The 24,629-nt window shown below is 37.4% G+C and carries 20 protein-coding genes and 1 tRNA gene; 9 read left to right on the top strand and 12 right to left on the bottom strand.

Annotation, left to right across the window (positions count from 1 at the left end; all coding sequences use genetic code 11):
- Positions 1-33: 33 nt before the first annotated feature.
- Positions 34-110 (bottom strand) — tRNA-Arg (locus PVV57_RS05300).
- A 271-nt stretch (positions 111-381) separates the two neighbouring features.
- Between PVV57_RS05300 and PVV57_RS05295 the strand changes: the two genes are divergently transcribed.
- Both PVV57_RS05295 and PVV57_RS05290 read left to right on the top strand, forming a co-directional pair.
- Positions 382-1,155: an NAD kinase gene (locus PVV57_RS05295; RefSeq protein ID WP_273718641.1), complete on the top strand. Its 774-nt coding sequence runs from the start codon at positions 382-384 to the stop codon at positions 1,153-1,155.
- A 144-nt stretch (positions 1,156-1,299) separates the two neighbouring features.
- A complete protein-coding gene (locus PVV57_RS05290) occupies positions 1,300-2,703 on the top strand; it encodes a DEAD/DEAH box helicase (RefSeq protein ID WP_273783602.1) in 1,404 nt (467 codons plus the stop codon).
- Positions 2,704-2,762: 59 nt separating this feature from the next.
- Here the strand turns inward: PVV57_RS05290 and gltX (PVV57_RS05285) are convergent, their stop codons facing one another.
- The 7 genes from gltX (PVV57_RS05285) to PVV57_RS05255 form a co-directional block, all read right to left on the bottom strand.
- Positions 2,763-4,136: a glutamate--tRNA ligase gene (gene gltX, locus PVV57_RS05285; RefSeq protein WP_273718638.1), complete on the bottom strand. Its 1,374-nt coding sequence runs from the start codon at positions 4,134-4,136 to the stop codon at positions 2,763-2,765.
- A gap of 10 nt (positions 4,137-4,146) precedes the next feature.
- Positions 4,147-5,808 (bottom strand): NAD+ synthase, encoded by a 1,662-nt coding sequence (locus PVV57_RS05280; RefSeq protein ID WP_273718636.1) that lies wholly within the window; start codon positions 5,806-5,808, stop codon positions 4,147-4,149.
- A gap of 127 nt (positions 5,809-5,935) precedes the next feature.
- On the bottom strand, positions 5,936-7,315 hold the full coding sequence (locus PVV57_RS05275; RefSeq protein WP_273718634.1) for a class II 3-deoxy-7-phosphoheptulonate synthase: 1,380 nt from the start codon (positions 7,313-7,315) through the stop codon (positions 5,936-5,938).
- A 71-nt stretch (positions 7,316-7,386) separates the two neighbouring features.
- Positions 7,387-8,778 (bottom strand): glutathione-disulfide reductase, encoded by a 1,392-nt coding sequence (gene gor / locus PVV57_RS05270; RefSeq protein ID WP_273718632.1) that lies wholly within the window; start codon positions 8,776-8,778, stop codon positions 7,387-7,389.
- A 202-nt stretch (positions 8,779-8,980) separates the two neighbouring features.
- Positions 8,981-9,538 (bottom strand): DUF2059 domain-containing protein, encoded by a 558-nt coding sequence (locus tag PVV57_RS05265; RefSeq protein ID WP_273718631.1) that lies wholly within the window; start codon positions 9,536-9,538, stop codon positions 8,981-8,983.
- A gap of 98 nt (positions 9,539-9,636) precedes the next feature.
- Positions 9,637-10,341: a ribose-5-phosphate isomerase RpiA gene (gene rpiA, locus PVV57_RS05260; RefSeq protein ID WP_273718630.1), complete on the bottom strand. Its 705-nt coding sequence runs from the start codon at positions 10,339-10,341 to the stop codon at positions 9,637-9,639.
- Positions 10,342-10,672: 331 nt separating this feature from the next.
- Positions 10,673-12,949, bottom strand: coding sequence for a ComEC/Rec2 family competence protein (locus PVV57_RS05255; protein WP_273783601.1), 2,277 nt, complete (start codon positions 12,947-12,949; stop codon positions 10,673-10,675).
- Positions 12,950-13,065: 116 nt separating this feature from the next.
- Between PVV57_RS05255 and gltX (PVV57_RS05250) the strand changes: the two genes are divergently transcribed.
- From gltX (PVV57_RS05250) to PVV57_RS05220, 7 genes are all read left to right on the top strand, one after another.
- A complete protein-coding gene (gene gltX, locus PVV57_RS05250; protein WP_273718627.1) occupies positions 13,066-14,496 on the top strand; it encodes a glutamate--tRNA ligase in 1,431 nt (476 codons plus the stop codon).
- A 277-nt stretch (positions 14,497-14,773) separates the two neighbouring features.
- Complete coding sequence (gene gltA, locus PVV57_RS05245; protein ID WP_273718625.1) at positions 14,774-16,069, top strand: citrate synthase; 1,296 nt, start codon at positions 14,774-14,776, stop codon at positions 16,067-16,069.
- A gap of 807 nt (positions 16,070-16,876) precedes the next feature.
- Positions 16,877-17,629 carry a transporter substrate-binding domain-containing protein gene (locus PVV57_RS05240; protein ID WP_273718623.1) on the top strand — a complete coding sequence of 251 codons (753 nt, stop codon included), beginning with the start codon at positions 16,877-16,879 and terminating at the stop codon, positions 17,627-17,629.
- 487 nt (positions 17,630-18,116) lie between these two features.
- A complete protein-coding gene (locus PVV57_RS05235; RefSeq protein ID WP_273718621.1) occupies positions 18,117-18,869 on the top strand; it encodes a transporter substrate-binding domain-containing protein in 753 nt (250 codons plus the stop codon).
- A 78-nt stretch (positions 18,870-18,947) separates the two neighbouring features.
- Positions 18,948-19,670 (top strand): ABC transporter permease, encoded by a 723-nt coding sequence (locus tag PVV57_RS05230; RefSeq protein WP_273718619.1) that lies wholly within the window; start codon positions 18,948-18,950, stop codon positions 19,668-19,670.
- A complete protein-coding gene (locus PVV57_RS05225) occupies positions 19,667-20,374 on the top strand; it encodes an ABC transporter permease (RefSeq protein ID WP_273718618.1) in 708 nt (235 codons plus the stop codon). Before PVV57_RS05230 ends, PVV57_RS05225 begins: the two co-directional genes overlap by 4 nt.
- Positions 20,375-20,454: 80 nt before the next feature.
- Entirely contained in the window at positions 20,455-21,228 is a 774-nt protein-coding gene (locus PVV57_RS05220; protein WP_273718616.1) for an amino acid ABC transporter ATP-binding protein, read from the top strand.
- 20 nt (positions 21,229-21,248) lie between these two features.
- On the opposite strand, the gene lpxB is transcribed toward PVV57_RS05220, so the two are convergent.
- The 4 genes from lpxB to fabZ are packed head-to-tail and all read right to left on the bottom strand — an operon-like array spanning position 21,249 to position 24,629.
- On the bottom strand, positions 21,249-22,445 hold the full coding sequence (gene lpxB, locus PVV57_RS05215; RefSeq protein WP_273718614.1) for a lipid-A-disaccharide synthase: 1,197 nt from the start codon (positions 22,443-22,445) through the stop codon (positions 21,249-21,251).
- Positions 22,438-23,310 carry an LpxI family protein gene (locus PVV57_RS05210; RefSeq protein WP_273783600.1) on the bottom strand — a complete coding sequence of 291 codons (873 nt, stop codon included), beginning with the start codon at positions 23,308-23,310 and terminating at the stop codon, positions 22,438-22,440. Before PVV57_RS05210 ends, lpxB begins: the two co-directional genes overlap by 8 nt.
- A 2-nt stretch (positions 23,311-23,312) precedes the next feature.
- Positions 23,313-24,137: an acyl-ACP--UDP-N-acetylglucosamine O-acyltransferase gene (gene lpxA / locus PVV57_RS05205; protein WP_273718610.1), complete on the bottom strand. Its 825-nt coding sequence runs from the start codon at positions 24,135-24,137 to the stop codon at positions 23,313-23,315.
- A gap of 24 nt (positions 24,138-24,161) precedes the next feature.
- Positions 24,162-24,629 carry a 3-hydroxyacyl-ACP dehydratase FabZ gene (gene fabZ / locus PVV57_RS05200; protein WP_273718608.1) on the bottom strand — a complete coding sequence of 156 codons (468 nt, stop codon included), beginning with the start codon at positions 24,627-24,629 and terminating at the stop codon, positions 24,162-24,164.

Below are 24,629 nucleotides of genomic sequence, written 5' to 3'. Positions count from 1 at the left end.
TTGTTATTGAGGATGATATCAAGTTGAGGAGTTTGGTGCACCCGACAGAATTCGAATCTGTGACCTCTGCCTTCGGAGGGCAGCGCTCTATCCAGCTGAGCTACGGGTGCTTCAAACTGATTATTAAAACCAGTTGTGCTCTTTTAACTAATCATACTCTCAGCTTCAATGCTGAATTATCATTCTAATAAAAAAATTACTTATTTGTAAATTATCTAACGACGCAATATTCTTTCTTTTCTACAATGATACTTTATCTTGAAATAGCTTCTCTTTTTGTTTTCAATACTCTTTTTATTATAAAAAAAGCTTTTATTACAACTTCAAAACTCTCAAAAAATAAGTTACAAGATAAGTTATAAGTATCAGGATAATTCTTAAATGACTACATTACCAAGTCGCTTTCATTTTATTTCCGCTGAAACTGAGGAAGCTATCAAAGCTACCCATAAATTAATTTCCGTTTATGGTCATTCTTCTCTGGAAGAAACTGATATTGTTGTTGCAATCGGGGGTGATGGGACAATGTTACAAACCGTACGAGACGTTATGAACACTGGAAAACCTATTTATGGCATGAATCAAGGCTCTGTAGGATTTCTTATGAATGAATTTCATGAAAAAAAATTGCCTAATCGTATTGCTGTCGCCCATAAAAAAGAAATTCATCCCTTGCGCATGATTGCAAAAGCTGAATGTCAAGAATCTATCGAGGCGCTTGCAATTAACGAAGTATCCCTCTTTCGGCAATCTTATCAAGCAGCAAAAATTCGCATCACCATTGATAATAACGTACGCATAGAACAATTAAGTTGTGATGGTATCCTCGTCGCGACACCAGCAGGATCAACCGCCTATAATTTATCAGCACAAGGACCTATTCTCCCCCTTATGGCCCCCCTTATGGCCCTCACTCCCGTTAGCCCTTTTCGCCCAAGGCGTTGGCATGGCGCATTGCTTCCCAATACAGTAACAGTGCGTTTTGATATGCTTGAACCTGACAAACGCCCTGTCAATGCTGCTGCTGATAATGTTGAAGTTAAATCTGTCCATTCAGTGACTATTTCAATGGCAACAGAAGTAACAGCTTCAATCCTTTTTGACTCAAGTCATTCATGGGATGAGCGCATTTTATCAGAACAATTTCGCTATTAATGATTGTATTATGCGCTTTATATGTATATGATTGTTATAGTTGGCTTTTTTGAAAGCATCTTAACACTCTTTAAGAATAGAGAATATTAGTTGTACTTATCATTGAGATAGCGAAGTTAAAAGCACAGAGCAATTGATAAAAAAATGATACCATCTTTGAATAGTTTTGATGATTTAGGTCTCTCCGCAAAGGTTATTAGTGCAGTAAAGTCAGCGGGATATACAATTCCAACACCTATTCAAAGTGAAACAATTCCTCATGTCCTTCAAAGAAAAGACGTTCTAGGAATTGCTCAAACAGGAACGGGTAAAACCGCCTCTTTCGTATTGCCTATGCTCACTCTCCTTGAAAAAGGTCGTGCAAGAGCACGAATGCCCCGTACGCTCATCTTAGAACCAACACGGGAAATTGCAGCTCAAGTTGAAGAAAATTTCGATAAATACGGAATAAATCATCGTTTAAATGTTGCTCTTTTGATTGGTGGGGTTTCTTTTGAACACCAAGATCGTAAACTTGAACGAGGCGCTGATGTGCTTATCGCAACACCAGGACGTCTTCTTGATCATTTTGAGCGTGGTAAATTGCTCCTGATGGGCGTTGAAATCCTTGTTATTGATGAAGCTGATCGCATGTTGGATATGGGCTTTATTCCTGATATTGAACGTATCTGTAAACTAACCCCTTTCACGCGTCAAACTTTGTTCTTTTCTGCAACAATGGCGCCAGAAATTACAAAGCTAACGAAACAATTTTTACATTCTCCTGTATCCGTTGAAGTTACAAAAGCATCCTCAACAGCGACCACAATTACACAACGGCTTGTCAAATCTGGAAATAAATCATGGGATAAAAGAGCGGTTTTACGAGAGCTTATCCAAAACGAAGGTGCAGAACTTCAAAATGCAATTATTTTCTGTAATCGAAAGAGAGATATCTCTGAACTTTTTAGATCGCTCGTCAAACATAACTTTAATGTAGGGGCGCTTCATGGAGATATGGACCAATATTCACGCATGAATACCCTAGCCGATTTTAAGAATAATAAGCTGACACTTCTGGTTGCTTCAGATGTTGCTGCCCGTGGACTCGATATTCCAGCGGTAAGTCACGTGTTTAATTATGATGTTCCTACACATGCTGAAGACTACATCCATCGAATTGGTCGTACAGGGCGTGCAAATCGTCGTGGAAAAGCTTTTACAATCGTCACGAAAGCTGATCAAAAATATATTGATGCCATTGAGGAAATGAGTAATGAAAAAATTGAATGGCTCAATGGAGATCTCTCGACTTTAATAACCAATGATCAAACAGAAGGTCATGTTGTCAAGACAAAATCTTCACAATCATCAAAGAAAACTGCTTCAAAAGAGTCTATTGCTCACCCTAAAAAAACTGTAAAAGAGAATAAAACAGATTATATCAAAAAAGTTAAGGGTAAAGAAACACCATCCGAGCAACAGCGCCTTCGAAAAAATAAGAATTACGCTCCCCTTGGATTTGGTGATGATATTCCTGCATTCATGCTCATAAAAACGAGTAGATAACCCTGCGTTTTACTCTCTGTAAGCGTAAAATAAATAAAAAAGCTTTTAAAAAGTTGCTCTTATTTCCTAGAGAGTCTTTCTATTACCTTTTCACGCCCTAAAAGCTGCAAAAGCTTTCCCATTTCAGGTCCATGATCCACGCCCGTAAGTGCTTGACGTAATGGCATAAATAAAGACTTTCCTTTCCTCCCCGTTTTTTCTTTTAATGCCATCGTCCAAACTTTCCAGCTTTCATCCTTCAAGACACCTTTAGGTAAGAAATTGAGCGACTGCTGCACAAATGCGCGATCCTCTTGTGCCACTGTATCAAAATTCTGTTCATCATGAATGATTTTCCACCACAAGACAGCCTCATTGACTTTATCAATATTGCTTCTTATCGCATTCCAGAAATACTCCGCCTTTTCTCCTTCAATAGAAAGATTTTTAAGGCGCGTTTTAACGTCCTCATAATTTAGTTCATGAACAAGATGACTATTCAAAGTACAAAGATCAGCAATATCAAATTTTGCAACTGATTTTGATGTATCTTGTAAATTGAAATGTTCTAAAAGTGCTTCTTGATGGGGATAGGGATGTACATTTTGTGATGTTCCAATTAAAACAGCAAGACACTGAACGGCTATTGATTCAAATCCTTCTTCTCGTAGAGAACGAATAGAAAGATCATTATTACGTTTTGAAAATCCTTTTCCTAAAACTGTTGCCAATAAATTGGTATGACCAAAAACAGGTAATTCTGCATCAAGAGCTTTAAAAAGAGCAATCTGAACACCTGTATTTGTAATATGATCATCACCACGAATAATATGTGTAATGGCCATATCGACATCATCCACAACAGATGGTAATGTATAAAGATAGGTTCCATCTTCACGAATAAGCACAGGATCTGAAAGAGAAGCCAAATCAATCGTCTGTTTTCCCTTTACGGCATCATTCCAGCAAACTTCTGTTCGCTTTGTTTGCAAAGGATTATTTTCAAAATTAGGAAGAAGAAAACGCCAATGGGGCTTGCGACCTTTTAATTCAAAGTTTTTTTTGTCTTCTTCTGTTAACTTCAATGCTGCACGGTCATAAATGGGAGGTAGTTTGCGTGAAAGCTGGATTTTCCGACGCCGCTCTAATTCTTCCGCTGTCTCATAACAAGGATAAAGAAGACCACGTTGTTTGAGAATTTCTGCCACCTCGTCATATCGACTAAATCGCTTAGATTGGTAATAAATTGCATCTGGTTGAATACCAAGCCATTCAAGGTCAACAGCAATAGCATTGATATATTCTTGTTTAGAACGCTCAACATCTGTATCATCATAGCGCAAAATAAATTCTCCCTTATGCGCTCGTGCATAAAGCCAATTGAACAGGGCACTACGGATATTGCCAATATGAATATAACCTGTTGGAGAGGGAGCAAAACGAACTTTAACCATAAAAGAATACTCAACTTTTATCACGAAAATGATTGACTATGGGATAACGACGATCGCGTCCGAAATTCTTGTAACTGATTTTTACACCGGGTGCAGATTGTCGTCTTTTATATTCAGCACCATAAAGAAGCTGTTCAATTTTCTCAACAGTTTCCCTCAAATACCCACGTTGAACAATATCATCAATACTCATGTCATTTTCTACAAGAGATTGCAAGATATCATCTAGAATAGGATAAGGTGGTAGAGAATCTTCATCTTTTTGATTTTCCCGCAGTTCTGCAGAAGGTGCTTTTTCTATAATATTGGATGGAATGACAATTCCTTCTGGGCCCTTTAAATGGTGCAAATAATTTTTATTACGCCACTCAGCTAAGGCATAAACCTGCATTTTATAAATATCTTTAAGAGGATTAAACCCGCCATTCATATCACCATACAGTGTTGCATATCCCACAGCCATCTCTGACTTATTGCCTGTTGTTACCACCATTGAGCCAAATTTATTTGAAAGAGCCATTAAAAGCGTACCGCGTATACGACTTTGAAGATTTTCTTCCGTCACATCAGGTAGTAGCCCTAAAAAAAAAGGTGATACTATATTTAAAAAAGTCTCAACAGCTTGCTCAATTGGTATGATTTCATAGTGGCATCCCAAAAGATCGGCACATTCTTTGGCATCTTTCAATGATTCTTGTGAAGTATAACGATAAGGCATCATAATGGTGCGAACTCTCTCAGCACCAAGAGCATCTACCGCCATTGCTGTACACAGAGCTGAATCAATTCCTCCGGAAAGACCAAGAATAACATCCTTAAAGCCGTTTTTATTAACGTAATCTTTCAAACCTAAAACACAAGCTTGATAATCAGCCGCTACCCCATCGAGAAGACTTTCATTAGGGCCTGAAACACAGTGCCACCCTGTCGTTTTTCGTTGCCAATGACTTACAGAAATATGACTTTCAAAATGTTTCATTTGAAATACCATTTTGCCTTGACCATTCAAGGCAAAAGAGCCTCCATCAAAAACCAGCTCATCCTGACCACCAACTTGATTAGCATAGATAATCGGCACTCCAGATTGAAGTGCATGCGCATGAACAACTTCTATCCGCTTTCGTATTTTATTATGATAATAGGGAGATCCATTAAGAACCAGAATCATCTCAGCACCTTTATTGCTAAGTTCTACACACACAGAGGAATCATTCCAAATATCTTCACAAATCACTATCCCCAATTTTATCCCATGATAATTAATCGGCTTAGGACGCGGTCCAGAAGAAAATAGACGCTTTTCATCAAACTCAGCATAATTAGGTAAATCAAACTTCAAGCTTTCAGCAATGACTCGTCCTTCATCAAGAAGCATGACACCATTGTAAATATTGCCATTACGTCTTAATGGAAGACCAATAATAATTCCTGGTCCGCCTACGGTTATTTTTGCTAATTTTTCAACAGACTCTTCACATGCTTTCGTAAAAGCAGGTTTTAGAACAAGGTCTTCTGGCGGATAAGCACTTATAAAAAGCTCTGTGAATAAAACAAGGTCAGCCCCCTCTTCTTTAGCCTTTTGATGCGCCATAACGGCTAGAGAAAAATTTCCCCCAATATCACCGACAATAGGATTTAATTGGGCAACTGCGACCCGAAAGTTATTTTTCATAAGCCTTTGTATCACTTCATCAGTTTGGCAACCACAACTTTATTCCTCATTATCGGAAATACTCCTTTTTAAAAATTCTTTATCTGCCATAATGATCTAAAATAAAAAATGTCAGACAAATTTTTGCCTACTCACCAACAGCAAGTGCTAATGGATCAGTTACACGTTTTTTTTTAAGGAGTTCAGCAACAAGAAAAGCTAATTCTAACGCTTGATCTGCATTTAGTCGTGGATCACATTGCGTATGATAACGATCAGATAAATCATCTACAGAAATAGCATGCGCTCCTCCCGTACATTCAGTGACATCACGACCTGTCATCTCGATATGAATGCCTCCTGGATAGGTTCCCTCTCCATGATGCACTGCAAAAAAATTCTCTACTTCTTTTAAAACATAATCAAAGGGACGCGTCTTATAACCATTAGCAGTAATGGTATTGCCATGCATTGGATCACATGACCATATAACCTCACGCTTCTCGCGTTCAACAGCATGGATGAGTTTAGGCAGATAACTTTCAACCTTATCATAACCAAAGCGCGTAATAAGAGTAAGACGCCCCGGTTCGTTTTCAGGATTTAAAATATCAATTAATTTTAAAAGCTCGTCCGGCTCAATAGAAGGACCACACTTTAATCCTATAGGATTTTTAATGCCGCGACAATATTCAACGTGAGCATGGTCAATCTGACGTGTGCGGTCACCAATCCATAACATATGACCAGATGTTGCATACCAATTTCCTGAAGTTGAATCAATCCGCGTCAAAGCCTCTTCATAACCAAGCAAAAGCGCTTCATGACTGGTATAAAAAGATGTTTCACGCAACGAAGAATGCGTTTTGGATGTAATCCCTATGGAACGCATAAAATCAATTGCTTCAGAAATACGCTCTGCTAATAATTCATAACGTTCCCCCTGCGGACTGTTAGAAACGAAACTCAACATCCATGTGTGAACATTTTCTAAATTAGCATAGCCACCTTGTGAAAACGCACGCAATAAATTAAGTGTTGCCGCAGATTGGCGATACGCCATAGACATCCGTTGCGGATCTGGAATACGAGAACCGGCTCCAAATTCAATGCCATTAATAATATCCCCCCGATAAACAGGAAATTCAATTCCTTCTTTTCTTTCTATATCAGAAGAGCGGGGCTTTGCAAATTGACCAGCAATACGACCAATTTTAACAACGGGTTTAGAACTACCAAAGGTTAAAACAATCGCCATTTGCAAAAATACACGAAAAAAATCGCGGATATTATCAGCTTCATGTTCTGCAAAGCTTTCGGCACAATCACCACCTTGCAATAAAAAAGCCTTGCCTTGCGCAACAGCTGCTAATTCATTTTTTAAATCACGTGCTTCACCGGCAAAAACCAAAGGAGGATAGCTCCTCAGCTTTCGTTCTACATCTTCTAACATAGACTTATCCGGATAAGTCGGAACTTGTTTAATTGGCCGTTTTCTCCAAGAGTTAGGCGCCCATTCTTTTATCATTACACTCTCTCTAAAAATGAAGTTTCCAAGCCTGCCATATCAAAAACTTTTTACCACACTATGAATGTTGTTTAATTTTCTATTTTCTTCCCATTTTCATATATATAACTTGGTTTATACATCGTTACCAATTCTTCTGCCATTGTTGGATGCACTGCCATCGTTTCATCAAAGATATCCTTCGTCAGTTTGCCCTTAAGAGATATGCCAATAAGTTGTGCCATCTCACCAGCATTTTCTCCTAAAATATGAGCGCCTACAACAATACGGCTTTCACCATCAACAATGAGCTTCATAAACATTTTCTCTGAACTACCAGACAGAACATTACGCATAGGACGAAAGACTGTACGATAAATTTCAAGATGCTTATAACGCTGTATTGCCTCTTCTTCTGAAAGACCTACCGTCCCAATCTCGGGCTGTGAAAAAACTGCTGTTGTAATTAAATCATAATTAGGTTTTGTGGGAATATTCTCAAATGCTGTCTTAACGAAACACATTGCATCATGGATCGCAACAGGTGTTAATTGAATATGGCCCGTTACATCTCCTACAGCCCAAATATGGGGGATATTTGTTGTCATTTTCTCATCAACAATAACACCACCAAACTCATTAACTTCTATACCTGCCCTCTCAAGTCCTAAACCCACTGTATTGGGCATACGCCCCGTGGCTAACATAACTTGATCAGTGTTGATCGTTTGCCCGTTTGATAAAAGAACATCATAACAATTTTCTGCCGCCTGCACTTTAGAAATTGTTACTCCATAGAGAATAGAAATCCCTTTTTCAATCATTGCATCGTTGAGCAATTGCCGCAAATCATGATCAAAATCACGGAGAATTAAATCACCACGATGAAGGAGTGTTGTTTTTACACCTAGCTCATGAAAAATATTAGCAAATTCAACACCAATATACCCTCCACCAACAATGACTATTGATTTTGGGAGTTCATCAAGATCAAAAATCTCATTAGAAGTTAGGCAAAAATCACCGCCTTCTATGGTCGTATTTGTTGCAACTTTTGCCCCCGTTGCAATCAAAATTTTTTCCGCCCTTACTCGCTCACCCGTAGCACAAAGCTCTAATGTATGATCATCGATAAAAGTAGCACGACTTTCATAAATATGCACATTGTTATTTTCTAACCCCTGACGATACAGTCCTTCTAATCTTGATATTTCTTTATTTTTAGCCGCAACCAACTTTTCCCAGCTAAAAATTGGATCCGCATATTTCCACCCAAAACCAACGCTTTTCTTAAATTCTTTTGCATATTGTGAAGCATAAACATAAAGCTTTTTGGGAACGCAACCACGAATAACACAGGTTCCCCCTATACGATATTCTTCTGCTATAGCGACACGCTTACCAAGACCTCCAGCAAGCCGTGCTGCACGCACCCCACCAGAACCACTTCCAATAACAAATAAATCAAAATCAAAAGAGCCCACGAACTATTCCTTCTCATATATCTGCAACGATAGGCTAAGGTCATTTATTATCAAATGAAAGTCTTTTTTCTTTTAAAGGAGCATTTTTCTATAAAGAGTAGTCTAAAAGGACAGACTCTTAATTAAAATACTAAAAACGGCGGAAAAACCGCCGCTCTTAAAAAATCAGAAATTGCCGATCTCTGTCATGATATCAATCAAGTTATTTTTTATTTTCTGAAGCTTCTGATTTTGTAGGCATTGTAGAATTATTCAAATTAAGTGTTTCAGACATCTCTTTTTTCACATTTTCTACAAGATCCTGCATAAGAGCAGAGCGCCATACATCAAATGCGGAATAGGAATCACGTGCAATATTGGGAACTTCTGTTAAAAACTTTTTACCGGTATCAGAATTATAAAATGCTGTGATTGCATCAAGCTCTTTTTGAGTAAAATATTTTGCATACACATGAGCAATCTCTTTTTCTAGATCCGAGCGCCTTTTAATTAAAGCAAGCGCCTGCTTATCAACGATATCAGAAATAGCTGTTGCCAAATTCGGATCATCACTGATCAGTTCATTTTTTAAATCTTGGACTGCATTTGGTAAAAAACTATCAAATTGATCCGTTGCATGAATGGCCCTAATCGCCTTTCGGGCAGAATCTAAATGTTGATCACTCACACCTTGTGCATGAACCATTCCAATATTCACAAAAAAAATGGCAATTGCACCAAAACATACGAAAAAACGCTGAAAAGAAAATATTATTCTCATTTTAATGATTACCCCAATCGCTAATTATAATTTAAATTCGTTATTCTACTCAAAATCTTTTTTTATTCTGCTAACATATCACAATGTAAATGTCTTTTCTAAAAATCAAATGGTTCTAAAACTTTTATTTGACCATCCGCCATAGCGACAATTGCACGTGAAGCCAACCCCAAAAAAAGACCATGCTCAACAACACCAGGAATGGCAAGAAGCGCATCTGATAATAATTTAGGCTGCAAAATGCATCCCCAAAATGCATCAAGAATAAAATGGCCACCATCTGTTTTAAAAGGATTTTTTCCATTCATTCGCAATGTAATTTCTCCAGAAAGTCCTAAATCATCAGCGACTTTTTCGATGGCTTTGCGTGTTGTATGGACACCAAATGGATTCACTTCAATCGGTAGTGCAAAAGCACCAAGTCTTTTGACCATCTTTGTTTCATCAGCAATGACAAGCATTGTACGAGATGCCGATGCGACAATTTTTTCATACAATAATGCTCCCCCTCCCCCTTTAATGAGCATCATCTCAGGACCAATTTCATCTGCTCCATCAATATCAAGATCCAGTTCAGGTATTTGTTCTAAAGTGCTAACAGGCACTCCAAACTTATGACAAAGTTGTTCAGAATATCTTGAAGTAGCAACACCAGTCACCCGAAGACCATCCGTAACACGCTCACCAAGAAGACGAATAAATTCATTAACAGTTGAACCAGATCCGATACCAAGCCGCATATCATCTTCAATAAATTCAAGCGCCTTAACAGCTGCCCTTTTTTTTAACTGCTGAACATCCATAAATGACTTTACCTTTTATCCGCAAACAACATTTATCACCACGATTACTACCAATAACAATGATAATAAAAGGCAGCCTCTTGACTCAATTTTTTAAATTTAACCGTCATCTTTTTTTGAAGAGATGTTACTCGTTATAGAAATATATGATAAGAATAAAATAGAATAATCAACAATTATCTTTTTTATTTTTTCAAAAAAAATTGTTGGTATTTCTCTCATTCACAATAAAATTGATAAACTGATCAATTAAAAAACGCAAAATATATCAGAAAAATCTTCTCTTATTTTTTTTCTATCAATTATCCAGATATGAAAAAAACGCGATAAATTATATGTTTTTTTGTAAATGCTGTCTGTGCATATTCCATGGTCTATGAAATCCTAGCGAAGACCAAATAATATCCCCATCTTTAGTCATCATAACACTTCCTCTTGATAATAATTGCCGGGGAGTAAATATTATTTTTGCCTTCTTGTGACATGTTGGAGTATGCATTACAAATGTCTGAATGAGGATATCTGCCTCTATGCAGTGATCTATTTCTCCACGTAAAACGATAACTTTTAATCCATTCTCTAATAAGGATGTACAGACATAGTGATCACAAATAAATTGTCCGTGAAACGAAGGTCCATACCTTGTTGATTTAATCGTTTCATTCAAACGAAATGACTTTTTCCATATGGATGTCGTAAACTTAGAATGATGATAACGATCAATATATAATTTTTTATCCTGGATAACGCCCACAAGACGCATATTATCTGCTATAATCAATTGTACAGGTGAATGCGTGATACAAATAGAAATACCAGCCAAAATAAAAAGACTAAAAAAAAGCCTGATGGGTGTTTTGCAAAAAGTCAGTCCAACCAAGCCTATACTCAATAAAAGCAACGCAGACAACGGCATAAAACCAGGATTCAAATCAGGAGAAATAGCCTTGATAGCGTGTGCAATCTTTATCACAAGATCAACACCAAAACCCATAATTTGAAGGGGAAGCCATTCGACACCTCCTAACATTGCCAGAACTGCGATTAAGCCAAAAGGAATGACGAAAATAGAGATGATAGGCAAAGCAAAAGCATTACTGATAACGCTCAAAGATGCCGTATTAGAAAAATGATAAGCAGCATAAATTCCACTTGCACTCCCTGCTACAAACGAAGACGCACATGTCGAAAATATTGATAAAAAAGCAAAATTTATCACTCCCCCTCCAACATAAGAGGAGACTGTTTTTCTTTTACGAAAAAGTGACCTTCTGCTCCACCAATCAAAAAACGCAATCAAAGCTGCCGTCGCAGAAAAGGACATTTGAAAGCTAGGGCCTAATATTTCATGGGGCCTAATTGCTAGAGTTATCAACCCCGCAATAGAAAAATTACGCATTGTTACAGCCGAGCGATTACACAATATAGCAACCAACATAACAGCAATCATCACAAAACTTCTTTGCGCTGATATCGCTAAGCCCGACAAGAGCAAATAAAAAGATGTTATCATAAATGCAACGATAGCAGCAAATTTTTTACTGGAATAATAGGAAGAAAAAACTGGAAAAAATGCTAAAAAACTACGGATGCTCAAAAGAACTAGACCGCTCAACAGAGCCATATGTAAACCTGATATTGACAAAATATGCGCTAATCCAGCTTTACGTAATGCTTCATTTGTCTCACTTGAAATCCCAGCACGCTGTCCTGTTATGAGAGCCGCCGCAACACTCCCCTTTTCTCCTTCAAGCGCTATATGGATTCTTTGCGTCATCTTCAGGCGTAAATTTTCAATTTTCTGTAGAATGATAGCGAATATTCCATCAGGCTGCGAAACGGATATTTTTTTTGGTTTTCCTAAATAAACACCTTGAGCCCCAATTCCTTTAAAATAATTATGAAAACTAAAATCGTAGCCTCCTGGACGCACCGGCCCAGAAAATGCACGAATCTTAGCTTTCCCATACAAGCCATCACCAATTGCTAATCCAGATGGCAAATATCTTGCCGATAAACGAATACGATGAAGACTATGGCGTAATATGGGCTTTTCTGTACTCAAAACATCCACGACTAAACGAAATCCCCCTTTGGTAACTGACTCAATAGAAACAATTCTTCCCGTCAATGTGGTGACAATATCACTGCTTAACATGGGGGTTGCAATACGCCATGTTTCTATTTTTGCCGCCAAAGCCCCCAATACGATACAAAACAAAAAGCCCGTAGGAATCCATACTTTTCGATAAAAACGTGTAATATAGAATATTCCTAGAAAGATGCCGATCAATGCCCCCAATTGTCCCCAACTTGGCTCCTGTTCTAAATGAAAATAAAACATGATTCCTAAGGAAAAAAAGACTAAAATCAGCGAAAAAAGGATCCCAAAAGAAACCTCTTTATTGATACAATCCGCTAACCATTGTCTCATAAAAATGATTGCTTCTTTTAAGAACGTCAATACAGAAAGTTTCTGTTGGCTATAACTGCCATTCTTTGCATCATCACACCTAGAAAAAACATCCTGCTCTATTTGACATGCGCCTTTTCTTTCTGTAGCAGATGTTACGGATAAACCCTCTTTAACTTTATTTTGATTAAACATCCGCAAATCCCCACTTTAACTTGCAATGCATCTATTGCACACCCCATCACCTATGCTAACATAACCTTTCTATAAAATTCCATAAGTAATATCTCAATATTTAAAGGAAAATATTCGTGTCTGTTATTACTCGTTTTGCTCCCTCCCCCACAGGCTTCCTTCATATTGGTGGCGCTCGTACTGCTCTTTTTAATTGGCTTTATGCAAAACATACCGGTGGGAAAATGCTTCTACGCATTGAAGATACAGACCGAGAGCGTTCAACAGAAGCAGCTGTAAAAGCCATTATAGATGGCTTGCAATGGATGGGGCTTAGTTATGATGGTCCCCCTATTTCGCAATTCGAACGTGCAGAACGTCACCGCCAAATCGCCGAACAGTTGGTCGAAAATGGTAAAGCATATTATTGTTATGCCTCACCTGAAGAGTTAGCTGAAATGCGTGAAAAAGCCCGTGCAGAAGGACGCCCACCACGTTATGATGGACGTTGGCGTAACCGTGATCGTTCTGAAGCTCCTCAAGGTGTCAAACCTGTTATTCGTATCAAAACCCCTGAAGATGGAGAAACGATTGTACACGACCGTGTTCAAGGTGATGTTCGTTTTCCTAATAAAGATTTAGATGACTTTATTATTTTGCGTTCTGATGGTTCGCCTACCTATATGCACGCTGTTGTCGTTGATGATCATGATATGGGGGTTACACATATCATACGGGGTGATGATCATCTAACCAATGCAGCCAGACAAACGATCATCTTTAAAGCGATGGGATGGGATATTCCTGTTATGGCCCATATTCCTCTTATCCATGGTGAAAACGGTGCAAAATTATCAAAGCGGCATGGTGCACTCGGTGTTGATGCTTATCGAACAATGGGATACCTTCCTGCTGCTTTGCGCAATTACCTTGTCCGTTTAGGGTGGAGCCATGGTGATGACGAACTCATGTCACTTCAAGATATGATTTCTTGGTTTGATATTGAAGATATTAACAAAGGTGCTGCTCGTTTTGATCTCAAAAAGCTCGATTCCATCAACGGACACTATATGCGCATGAGCAATGATGCAGAACTTTTTGATGCCGCTCTTGATATTCTACCAGAAACCGATGGGGGAGCACAAATCATTGAAAGACTTGATGAACAACGCCGTGTTCAATTTTTCAAAGCCATCCCACATTTGAAAGAACGTTCAAAAACACTGTGCGAACTGATTAACAATGCCTCCTTCATTTTTACGCAACGACCATTACAGCTTAACGAAAAAGCACAAATGCTCTTAGATAAAAATGGACAAACCATTTTAAACGATCTTTATCTTGCCCTGAAAGCTTGCCCCTCTTGGGATACAAAAAACCTCGATGAAACGCTTCGCTCTTATATCCAAACACAGAATCTCAAATTTGGATCTATCGCCCAACCACTTCGTGCAGCTCTTACAGGATGTACCACATCGCCAGGTGTTTTGGATGTTCTTATTTTATTGGGACGCGATGAATCTCTTCATCGCATCAAAGATCAACTTATCACAACAATAGGTTCATGATATGTACTGAGTATATCTCCTCAAATGGGCATCTATGTAGACATCTCAACACAATCTAAAAGAGTTTTTTTATCTTATATCATTGAAATACAGTTTTTATTGAGTAATAATGATTAATAAGGAAATATTTTTGATTGCATGTCCTCACTTTTAGAGGCAATCTGCCCTTAATATAAGTAAGAAAAATAAGTAAAAAAGCTTCAGTTATTATATATCTCGCACTCTGATGAAGCAGAGTCTTAATTTTTAGAAGAAAAGGATCTGAAAGGAATACCGAATGTCTGAGAATAACGCACATATTATTGTGAATGATAAAAAAGTAGAGCTTCCCTTGCGTAAAGGCACGAGTGGACCTGAGGTCATCGAAATTGCTTCTCTCTACAAAAAAACCGACATTTTTACTTATGATCCTGGTTTTACTTCAACAGCTTCTTGTGAATCAAAAATTACTTATATCGATGGCGATAAAGGGATATTGCTTTATCGTGGATATCCTATCGACCAATTGGCTGAAAAAGGAGACTTTCTCGAAAGTTGTTATCTTCTCCTTTATGGGGAACTCCCAACACAGCAAGAAAAAAATGACTTTGATCGATGTATCATGCAGCATACCATGGTCCACGAACAGTTTGCGCGCTTTTTCCATGGCTTTCGTCGTGACTCACATCCCATGGCCGTCATGGTTGCCTGCCTTGGCGCTATGTCTGCGTTCTATCACGACTCTATTGATATTACAGATCCTCACCAGAGAATGATCGCTTCTGTTCGTCTTATCTCAAAAGTTCCAACACTTGCTGCTATGGCCTATAAATATAGTATTGGACAAGCATTTGTTTATCCACGCAATGATCTGAGTTATGCTGCAAATTTCCTCCGTATGTGTTTTGCTGTTCCTTGTGAAGAATATAAAACAAACCCTGTGCTTGCTCGGGCAATGGATCAAATCTTTATCCTTCATGCTGATCATGAACAAAATGCTTCTACATCTACAGTACGTCTTGCTGGATCATCGGGTGCTAATCCGTTTGCCTGTATTGCAGCAGGTGTTGCATGTCTTTGGGGACCAGCACATGGTGGTGCCAATGAAGCATGTCTAAAAATGCTACAAGAAATAGGTTCTATTAAAAGAATTCCTGAGTTTATTGCACGTGCAAAAGATAAAAATGATCCTTTCCGCCTTATGGGCTTTGGTCACCGTGTCTATAAAAATTATGATCCACGTGCAAAAATCATGCAAAAAACCTGTCATGAGGTGTTAAAAGAGCTCAACATTCAAGATGATCCACTTCTTGATATTGCAATAGAACTTGAAAAAATTGCCTTGAGTGATGAATATTTTATTGAGAAAAAGCTTTATCCCAATGTTGATTTCTATTCCGGTATTACATTAAAAGCTCTAGGCTTTCCAACGGAAATGTTTACTGTTCTTTTTGCATTAGCGCGCAGTGTCGGATGGGTAGCGCAGTGGAAAGAAATGATTGAAGATCCTGCACAAAAAATTGGTCGTCCTCGACAACTCTATACAGGCCACCCTATGCGTGATTATGTTCCTATAGATAAACGTGTAAATTAAAGAAAGAAATCAATAAAGCTTCAGTAAACTGAAGCTTTATTGTAAATGATTTAAAAAACATCCTTTAAAACTTTTACAAAGTCTGATTTAAAAACTCTTTCTACAGAAATAACAGCATCATAAAAGTTTATAAAAAAACTCTAAGCTTTGGCTCTTTCAATAAATTGAGAATATTCTTTTAAAATGAGTCAAAAGGAAATTAAAAATTCTTACCTTATAATTCTCATTATCTTTAATGAAGCATACTTCCTATCATTCCTTCATGTTTAAAAGCCTTATTGTGTATTTTAACTTGCAATGTTAGAATTATTTTATTCTCTAATCTTCGCAAATAAAATTGCAAAAAGCTTACCTAAAGTGCTTTTTTACCATGCCAAAAACTTTTTATTCTCTTGAATCAATTAGAATAAACATGAAATGTCCTCTTAAAATTTCTACCCCAAATGACACTTTTCTATAGGAAGCATTATAAAAATCACTTTATTTTGATATTCTTTAATATCGAGGCATTTCATACAAGAGCTGAAATTTTCTTTGTATTTAAACGAATAGTTTTTCTTTTAAAGATAATTAATTGATTTTAAAAAAACTATTAAAACTCATCTCTTCATTAACGAGAATTTGCCTTCTTGCCTGTATTTCTCCCTTCATATTAATACGAACAAATCATTTTTTTGACATTAATATCCAGCGTAATGATAATAAAATGGAGGCAGATAAATTTTTTACATTGCTCCCAAAGGGCTTACGAATTATAAAAATGTCTCATGGTTTCATATTTGCCTGCTTATTGAATAGGAGAACATAATGAAGTTATTAGCAAGAGCTCTTATAATAAGCGCAACACTGTTTACCTTATCAGCCAATTCTCAAACGCTGAAAATAGCAAGTGATGCTTCCTACCCACCGTTTAGTTATATTGACTCAAATAACGAGCTTCAAGGGTTTGATATTGATATATCTTATGCACTTTGTAAAAAAATGAATGTTGAATGTACCATTGTCACGCAAGACTTTGATGGAATGATACCCGGCCTTCTGGCCAAGAAATATGATGCTATTGTTTCTTCCCTTTCTCCTACAAAAGAGCGCTTACAAAAAATTGATTTTACCGGTCCTTACTACAACACAGTACTTGCTGTCATTGTTACCAAAGATTCGGGAATTAAAGAAATCTCAACACAAGCCTTTAGAGGTAAAAACCTTGGTGTACAATCAAATACAACACAAGCTGCATATGCGGAAGATCATTATGCCTCTGAAGGCGTGAATATCAAACTTTATCCTACAGCAATAGAAGTGAATCGTGATCTTTTAAGCCATCGGCTTGATATCATCATCTTTGATAAATTAAAGGCATTAAATTGGCTTGAAAATGAAGGAAAAGATTGTTGTAAGCTTCTAGGAACATTAGACGAAGTAAAATTCCCTGTCGCAATTGCACTCCGTAAAAATAATAATGACCTTAAAAACAGCTTTAATAAAGCAATAGAAGCGATACGCACCGATGGAACCTATGAAAAAATTATGAGAAAATATTTTACATCCGATATCGATTAAATATCACTATCAATTAAAATTGAATCTTTTCAGAAAAGATCTTTTGACTTGTTGTTGAACAGGAAAAAAATGTTGGAAATTCAGAATTTTCATAAGAAAAATTTACATTTATCAAAAAATTAATTTTTAATGTTTCTCGATAGTTAAATGTTTATGAAATCTAATGGCAACAATGAGATTGTATTTTTATCTTATCTAAATCTAATTTTTTATGTTCAAATTGAATAGCCTTATTCTTAAAGAAAAGCCCTCAGTTTTTACTTGTGAAATGATGTAAACTTATCATTTCATGAAATTTAATCGTCGTACAGCAATAAGATGTTTATTCTTCTTTAAATTAATAAAGAAGATAATTTTTTGATAATAATGCCCAGCATAATAATCTAAAATAAACACCGATAAATTTTTGCATTGCTCCAGAAAAGCTTACAGATTATAAAAACGTAGACGACTTCATATTTGCCCGCTTATCCAATAGGAGAATATCATGAAACTATTCGCAGGAGCTCTTATAATAAGCGCCGCGCTATTCACCCAATTGGCTGATGCGAAAACGTTAAAAATCGCGAGTGAAGGCACTTATCCTCCCTTTAGCTATATTGACTCAAATAACAAACTACAGGGATTTGATATTGATATATCTTATGCACTTTGTAAAAAAATGAATGTCGAGTGTACGATTGTTACGCAAGATTTCGAGGGAATGATCCCTGGACTTATTGCAAAAAAATATGATGCTATCGTTGCTTCCCTCTCTCATACACAAGAGCGTTTACAAAAAATTGACTTCACAGATCCTTACTACGACACAGCACTGGCTGTCATTGTTACTAAAGCTTCGGGGATTAAAGAAATCTCGGCACAAAGCTTTAGAGGCAGAAATCTTGGTGTGCAATCAAATACAACACAAGCTGTTTATGCAGAAGATCATTATGCCTCTGAAGATGTAACAATCAAACTCTACCCTTCCACAATAGAAGTGAATCGTGATCTTTTAAATCATCGACTTGATGTAATTATTGTTGATAAATTACAAGCATTAAATTGGCTTAAAAATGAAGGAAGAGATTGCTGTCTCCTCTTAGGTGCTTTAGAAGAAACAAAATTTCCTGTTGCAATTGCCCTGCGTCAAAACAATAATGATCTTAAAAATAAGTTCAATGAAGCAATAAAAGAAATCCGTTTGGATGGAACTTATGAGAAAATTATGAAAAAATATTTTACAAGCGATGTTTATTAAATATCCCTATGATATTTAAATGAAAACCACCGTTTATTTCTAAAAACATTATCTAACTCTTTCATGAGGAACACAAGAATGATTGAAAATTTAGCATTGCTATCATTTAGCAATGGTGGATGGGGAACGGTGATACTTTCTAGTGCAGGAATGACATTGTCATTGGCGTTATGTTGCGGCCTTCTAGGACTTCCTCTAGGACTTTTAAATGCAGTGATGATTCGATCCAATATTAAGATGGCTAAAGCTATAGCACGTCTTTTTTCAACGGTGTTTCGTGGGCTACCAGAGCTTTTAACCTTGTTTTTAGTGTACTACGGATTACAAAGCCTTATTCAAAATGTCTTTGACTATTTTAATCTTGAAGTCATGTTCAGTATCAATGCTTTTGTTGCTGGTGTTCTTGCATTGAGTATGGTTCTTGCCGCTTTTTCTTGTGAAGTTTGGCTTGGAGCCTTCAACATTTTTGATAAAGGTCAATATGAGGCGGCCAAAGCCTTAGGCCTTTCACGGTCAACCACATTCTTTCGTATTGTCTTTCCTCAGCTCATCCGAAATGCCTTGCCAGGGCTTTCCAATAATTGGCTTACTTTACTGAAAGATACATCCCTCGTTTCAACCATCGCGCTTGTTGATCTCATGCGACAAACGAATTTAGCTGTCGCTGCGACCAATGAACCCATGCTATTTTATCTTGTCGCATGTTTACTTTATTTATTATTTTCAGCATTTTTTGCTGCAATCTTACGCCATTTAGAAACATACACTCAAACTGGTTATAAAAAGGTACTAAGTCAATGATTCCTGAGTGGCTTTATTTCCTTTTTAATCCTGATCTTTTAAGCCGTTATGGGCCAAAATTTATTAATGGCTTTATTGTTACTGTTGAGCTTGTTTCTATTTCTTGTTCTCTTGGTTTTTTCCTTGGTATGCTCATCGCTTTTGCACGTTTATCAAAGAATACGTTTTTACAATATTTTGCAAATTCTTATGTTTATTTTTTCCGCGGCTCTCCTTTGTTAGCCCAACTCTTCCTTTTTTATTATGGGCTTGGTTCAATGAACAGTTTTTGGCAACAGGTTGGTCTATGGTGGTTTTTTCAAAACGCGTGGTATTGTTGTCTTTTTATTTTCACACTCAATTCTGCTGCTTATCAATCTGAGATCTTTAAAGGAAGTTTTCTATCCGTAACAAATGGGCAACGTGAAGCATCAAAAGCTTTAGGTCTGAGCAATTCTGTCATATTTTTTAGAGTTATTCTTCCACAAGCAATGATTGTCGCATTACGCCCCCTAGGAAATGAGTTGATTTTAATGATTAAATCGAGTGCCATTGCCTCACTTGTTACTGTTTATGATTTAATGGGGATTGCCAAACTCACTTATTCACGTACATTCGATTTTCAAGTTTACGTTTGGGCCGCTCTTATCTATCTTTTTATTGTTGAACTCATTCATCGTTTTATCGTTTTTCTCGAACATCATCTCACGCGATATTTACGGTAAAATACAATGATCATAAAAAACTTTACCAAACCAAAATGTTGAATTAATCAATTTATTCATCAATGAAAGAATAAAACAAGATGAATTTGGAAAATAATCAATCGATCTCTCCCAGTAAAAACCCTGTGATCTCCATTCGAAACCTCAATAAATGGTATGGAAACTTTCAGGTCTTACACGATATCAACTTTGATGTTCAAGCTGGTGAACATATCGTTATTTGTGGACCATCCGGATCAGGAAAATCAACGTTAATTCGTTGTATTAACCAATTAGAACAAGCACAAAAAGGTTCAATCTGTATTCATAACGTTGATATCAATACCGCTCCTCTACAACAGCAAAAAGATGTTCTGCGAAAAATAGGAATGGTTTTTCAGAACTTTAATTTATTTCCCCACATGAGCGTTATACAAAATTGTATTTTAGCCCCTATGACCGTTCAAGGACTTTCCAAACAACAAGCAAAAGAACGGGCAATGCGTTACTTAACGCATGTCGGTATTGAAAAACACTGTGATAAATACCCTTTACAACTTTCTGGTGGACAACAACAGCGTGTTGCGATTGCCCGTGCGCTTTGTATGGAACCGGAAGTTATGCTTTTTGATGAACCCACTTCAGCTCTTGATCCGGAAAGTGTGGGAGAAGTTTTGGAAGTGATGGCTCAATTGGCCGATACAGGAATTACAATGCTTTGTGTTACCCATGAAATGGGATTCGCACGGAAAGTCTCAGAAAGAATACTCTTTCTAGAAAATGGAAAAATTGTTGAAGATACCGCCTCTGACAAATTTTTTACCACCCCTAAAAGCCAACGTGCCCGTGATTTCCTTGCTAAAATTAAACATTAGTCATCAAAATATTGCTTCATTTATACAATTTTACCCCTGCTTTTTAAAAGAGTGATAATTTTTTGCGCACCAACAATTCCCGATGGTACTTCAGTTTTCATTTTCTGTTCTACTATCTCAAAAGCATCGAGTTGGGCCTGGCGCAATAAAGGATTAAATAAAAGTTGTTCTATCTGTCTTGCTAACATGCCAGGACGTATCAGTTCATTCAAATATTCTGGAACAATAGGCTTATCAGCAATAATGTTTGGGAGAGCAGCACTCCATAACATCATTTTAGGAAAAATAAATAATTTAGAAAAACGATCAAGTTTATAGCAAAGAGCCATAGGAATTTTTGCTAAAGCTAATTCAAGTGAAACCGTCCCATGGGCTGCAAGAGCAACATCTGCTTGTGCAAAAGCACGCCATTTTTCATCTTCACCAACAACAATTTCTACTTTGCTTTTCCAGCCCTGCACAAAGTCACGGATTCTATCAACCAAATGGGGTAACGTTGGTAAAATAATCTGTAAATGAGGAATACGTTGTACAAGAATTTCTACTGTTTCTTGAAAAACAGGCATTAAGGAACGAATTTCTAAATTGCGTGATCCTGGCAAAATAACCAATGTAGACGATGATGTTTGTTGATCACACAAATTTCTTTGTTCTACTTGGCGCTTTTTTTCTGACTGAACTCTCAAAAGGGGAGGATATGTCAAAAGACGATGTCCAACATAGGTGGTCGCAGGACCTCCTAAATCCCGCATAACCTTTTCTTCAAAAGGAAAAACCGCTAAAACATGATCAACAAATCCGCGCATAGCTTTTGCACGCTCTGGCCTCCATGCCCAAACGGTTGGTGCAATATATTTAATAATCGGAATAGAAGGCGCTAGAGCGCGTACCTTTTTTGCAACACGATGTGTGAAATCAGGACTATCAATAATAATTAAACAATCAGGTTGTTCTTGTGCGATAAATTTGGATAAATTGCGAATATGGAGCAACAACAACGGTAATTTTTTCAACACCTCCTTTAAACCTATTAAAGCAATATCATGAGAATCAAAAAAGCTTTTTAAACCTAATGCCTTTAGGTGCCTCCCCCCAACACCAATCAAATGAGTGTTGCATCCTATTTGTTGTGATAAACAAGAAATTAAATCCGCCCCAAGCAAATCACCAGATTCCTCACCTGCAACCACAGCAATCTTTAAGAAACAATTATTCATGATCAAACTTTTCAAATGTTTCTATAAATAGAGAATATTTGTTGGCTTTTTCTATTGTTGTTTTCACCGATAATATGAGACTTCTATTTGCCTCTACCGCAATACCAGATAAACCACTCTTTGCAATATTCATTATTGTCGCGGGCCCAATTGATGGCAAATCAACGCGATTATCCTGTTGTGGCTTTGCACATTTAACAAGAACACCACCTTTAGGGGGGATTTGCCCTCTTTCTCGCATTTCACAAACACGCCACAACATATTATCAGTTCCCTCAGCGCCCTCCAAAGCAACCACCCTTCCTTGAACAACGACAACGGCTTGCCCGATATCCAATTGACCTAAAAGCTTTGCTGCTTGTGCTGCTAAAAAAATATCTTTCTTCTCTTTTTGCGTCGCACGCCGTACCGTTAAATGAAATTCTATGGGAGCTAAAAGATCTGGGACTATTTCGTGAGCACCGATAACACAAAAACCATGCGCTTCAATAACCCGTATAAAAGCTTTTAATAACGCATCATCCCCCTTCCTCAAAGCTCCGATTAACTTAGGAAGCGCTAAAAATGTTGTCCAGTCTAGTCGCAATTGTGTAAGAAGTGGTCGCTTTTTCACACCACCTGCCAAAACAACATTATAAACTCCAGCCTCTTTTAAGATTTTAATGAGTCGCGCTAACTCTACAATTGATAGCTCGCAATGCTCATAGCGATAAAGAACAGAATCTGCCTCACCATGCAAAAGCACAAGAAAAGGATTCCCTCCGTTCTTCTCAAGAACCTGCGCAACAGTAATCGGTAAAACACCACTTCCTGCTATAATAGCAGTACGGCCGGAAAGAAAATTTCTGGCACCCCAAATAGGCATTTTTAATCCTTATGTTCTTTTATTCTATCACCTTCAAATTTTGGTGTACAATAAAAACGTTTTCCTTCTTCTTTAATAAAATTAACAACATCAATAACCGACTGAGAAGAAGAATAGCAAGAAGCAACATCGCTAACACGCTCTTTAAATGGCTTGCTATGATCAAAAAGCATGGCAACCGCATGACGAAGTGCGTGAATATCTTGATGCTCAAGCCCTGCACGTTTCATGCCAATAATATTGAGTCCGGCAAGTTTTGCCTGCACACCAACAGCTGTTCCATAAGGAATCAGATCACCCACCAGAGCAGATACACCACCGATAAATGCATGATGCCCAACACGAACAAATTGGTGAACAGCAGCACCACCACCGATAATCACATAATCACCAACAGTAACATGACCAGCAATCATTGCATTATTAGCAAATGTTACATGATTGCCTACATGACAATCATGAGCGATATGCGCATAACAAAAAAATTGGCAATTATCACCAACAACTGTCATTCCCACACTCGAATCGGAACCTCTATGCATTGTTACGCCTTCACGAATCGTACAATTCTTACCAATAGAAAGAGTCGTAACTCCCCCTTTATGTTTATTATTTTGCGGATCTGCTCCCAAAACTGCATGAGAAAATACTTTACTCTTGGCTCCTAACGTTGTCTTTCCCATTATTACAACATGACTTGTCAAACTACATTCATCACCAATAACAGCCTCTGAACTAATATGGCAAAATGGCCCAACGCGTACATTCTCACCAAGCTGCGCTCCCTTCTCCACAAGAGCAGTTGGATGGATTTTCGTACCGGACATTTTTAAATTCCCATCAAATATCGTTTATTCTTCTTCAACAATCATCGCAGCAATTTCTGCTTCAGCCACGCGGACATCTTCTACTTTTGCAACACACGAAAAACGTCTCATACCAGATCTCTTTTTCAAAAGCTGAACATGAATCTTGAGCTGATCTCCAGGCATAACCGGCTTACGAAATTTCGCATTATCAACCGTCATAAGGTAAACTAAATTTGTTTGCTTATTGCCTAAATTTAAAAGTGCTATTGCTCCTGCTGTTTGTGCCATAGCTTCTAAAATCAAAACACCAGGCATAACAGGCTTTGCAGGAAAATGTCCCGTAAAATGTGGCTCGTTAATCGTTATATTTTTAATACCAATCGCTTCTTGTTCACCATCAATATCAACGATACGATCGATCAATAAAAATGGATAACGGTGCGGTAATATTGATAGCAGTTTCTCAATATCAACAGCTTCTAAATTTTTCATTTCTCCGGTGCTGATCAT

The organism is Bartonella sp. AU15XJBT (assembly GCF_028618615.1).
Lineage (GTDB): Bacteria > Pseudomonadota > Alphaproteobacteria > Rhizobiales > Rhizobiaceae > Bartonella.
This window is presented reverse-complemented; position numbering and strand designations above follow the sequence as displayed.

Coding starts and splice junctions, on each gene's coding strand:
- PVV57_RS05295 (WP_273718641.1), top strand. CDS start 382: ATGACTACATTACCAAGTCGCTTTCATTTTATTTCCGCTGAAACTGAG.
- PVV57_RS05290 (WP_273783602.1), top strand. CDS start 1,300: ATGATACCATCTTTGAATAGTTTTGATGATTTAGGTCTCTCCGCAAAG.
- gltX (WP_273718638.1), bottom strand. CDS start 4,136: ATGGTTAAAGTTCGTTTTGCTCCCTCTCCAACAGGTTATATTCATATT.
- PVV57_RS05280 (WP_273718636.1), bottom strand. CDS start 5,808: ATGAAAAATAACTTTCGGGTCGCAGTTGCCCAATTAAATCCTATTGTC.
- PVV57_RS05275 (WP_273718634.1), bottom strand. CDS start 7,315: ATGATAAAAGAATGGGCGCCTAACTCTTGGAGAAAACGGCCAATTAAA.
- PVV57_RS05265 (WP_273718631.1), bottom strand. CDS start 9,538: ATGAGAATAATATTTTCTTTTCAGCGTTTTTTCGTATGTTTTGGTGCA.
- rpiA (WP_273718630.1), bottom strand. CDS start 10,341: ATGGATGTTCAGCAGTTAAAAAAAAGGGCAGCTGTTAAGGCGCTTGAA.
- PVV57_RS05255 (WP_273783601.1), bottom strand. CDS start 12,949: ATGTTTAATCAAAATAAAGTTAAAGAGGGTTTATCCGTAACATCTGCT.
- gltA (WP_273718625.1), top strand. CDS start 14,774: ATGTCTGAGAATAACGCACATATTATTGTGAATGATAAAAAAGTAGAG.
- PVV57_RS05240 (WP_273718623.1), top strand. CDS start 16,877: ATGAAGTTATTAGCAAGAGCTCTTATAATAAGCGCAACACTGTTTACC.
- PVV57_RS05235 (WP_273718621.1), top strand. CDS start 18,117: ATGAAACTATTCGCAGGAGCTCTTATAATAAGCGCCGCGCTATTCACC.
- PVV57_RS05230 (WP_273718619.1), top strand. CDS start 18,948: ATGATTGAAAATTTAGCATTGCTATCATTTAGCAATGGTGGATGGGGA.
- PVV57_RS05225 (WP_273718618.1), top strand. CDS start 19,667: ATGATTCCTGAGTGGCTTTATTTCCTTTTTAATCCTGATCTTTTAAGC.
- PVV57_RS05220 (WP_273718616.1), top strand. CDS start 20,455: ATGAATTTGGAAAATAATCAATCGATCTCTCCCAGTAAAAACCCTGTG.
- lpxB (WP_273718614.1), bottom strand. CDS start 22,445: ATGAATAATTGTTTCTTAAAGATTGCTGTGGTTGCAGGTGAGGAATCT.
- PVV57_RS05210 (WP_273783600.1), bottom strand. CDS start 23,310: ATGCCTATTTGGGGTGCCAGAAATTTTCTTTCCGGCCGTACTGCTATT.
- lpxA (WP_273718610.1), bottom strand. CDS start 24,137: ATGTCCGGTACGAAAATCCATCCAACTGCTCTTGTGGAGAAGGGAGCG.
- fabZ (WP_273718608.1), bottom strand. CDS start 24,629: ATGATCAGCACCGGAGAAATGAAAAATTTAGAAGCTGTTGATATTGAG.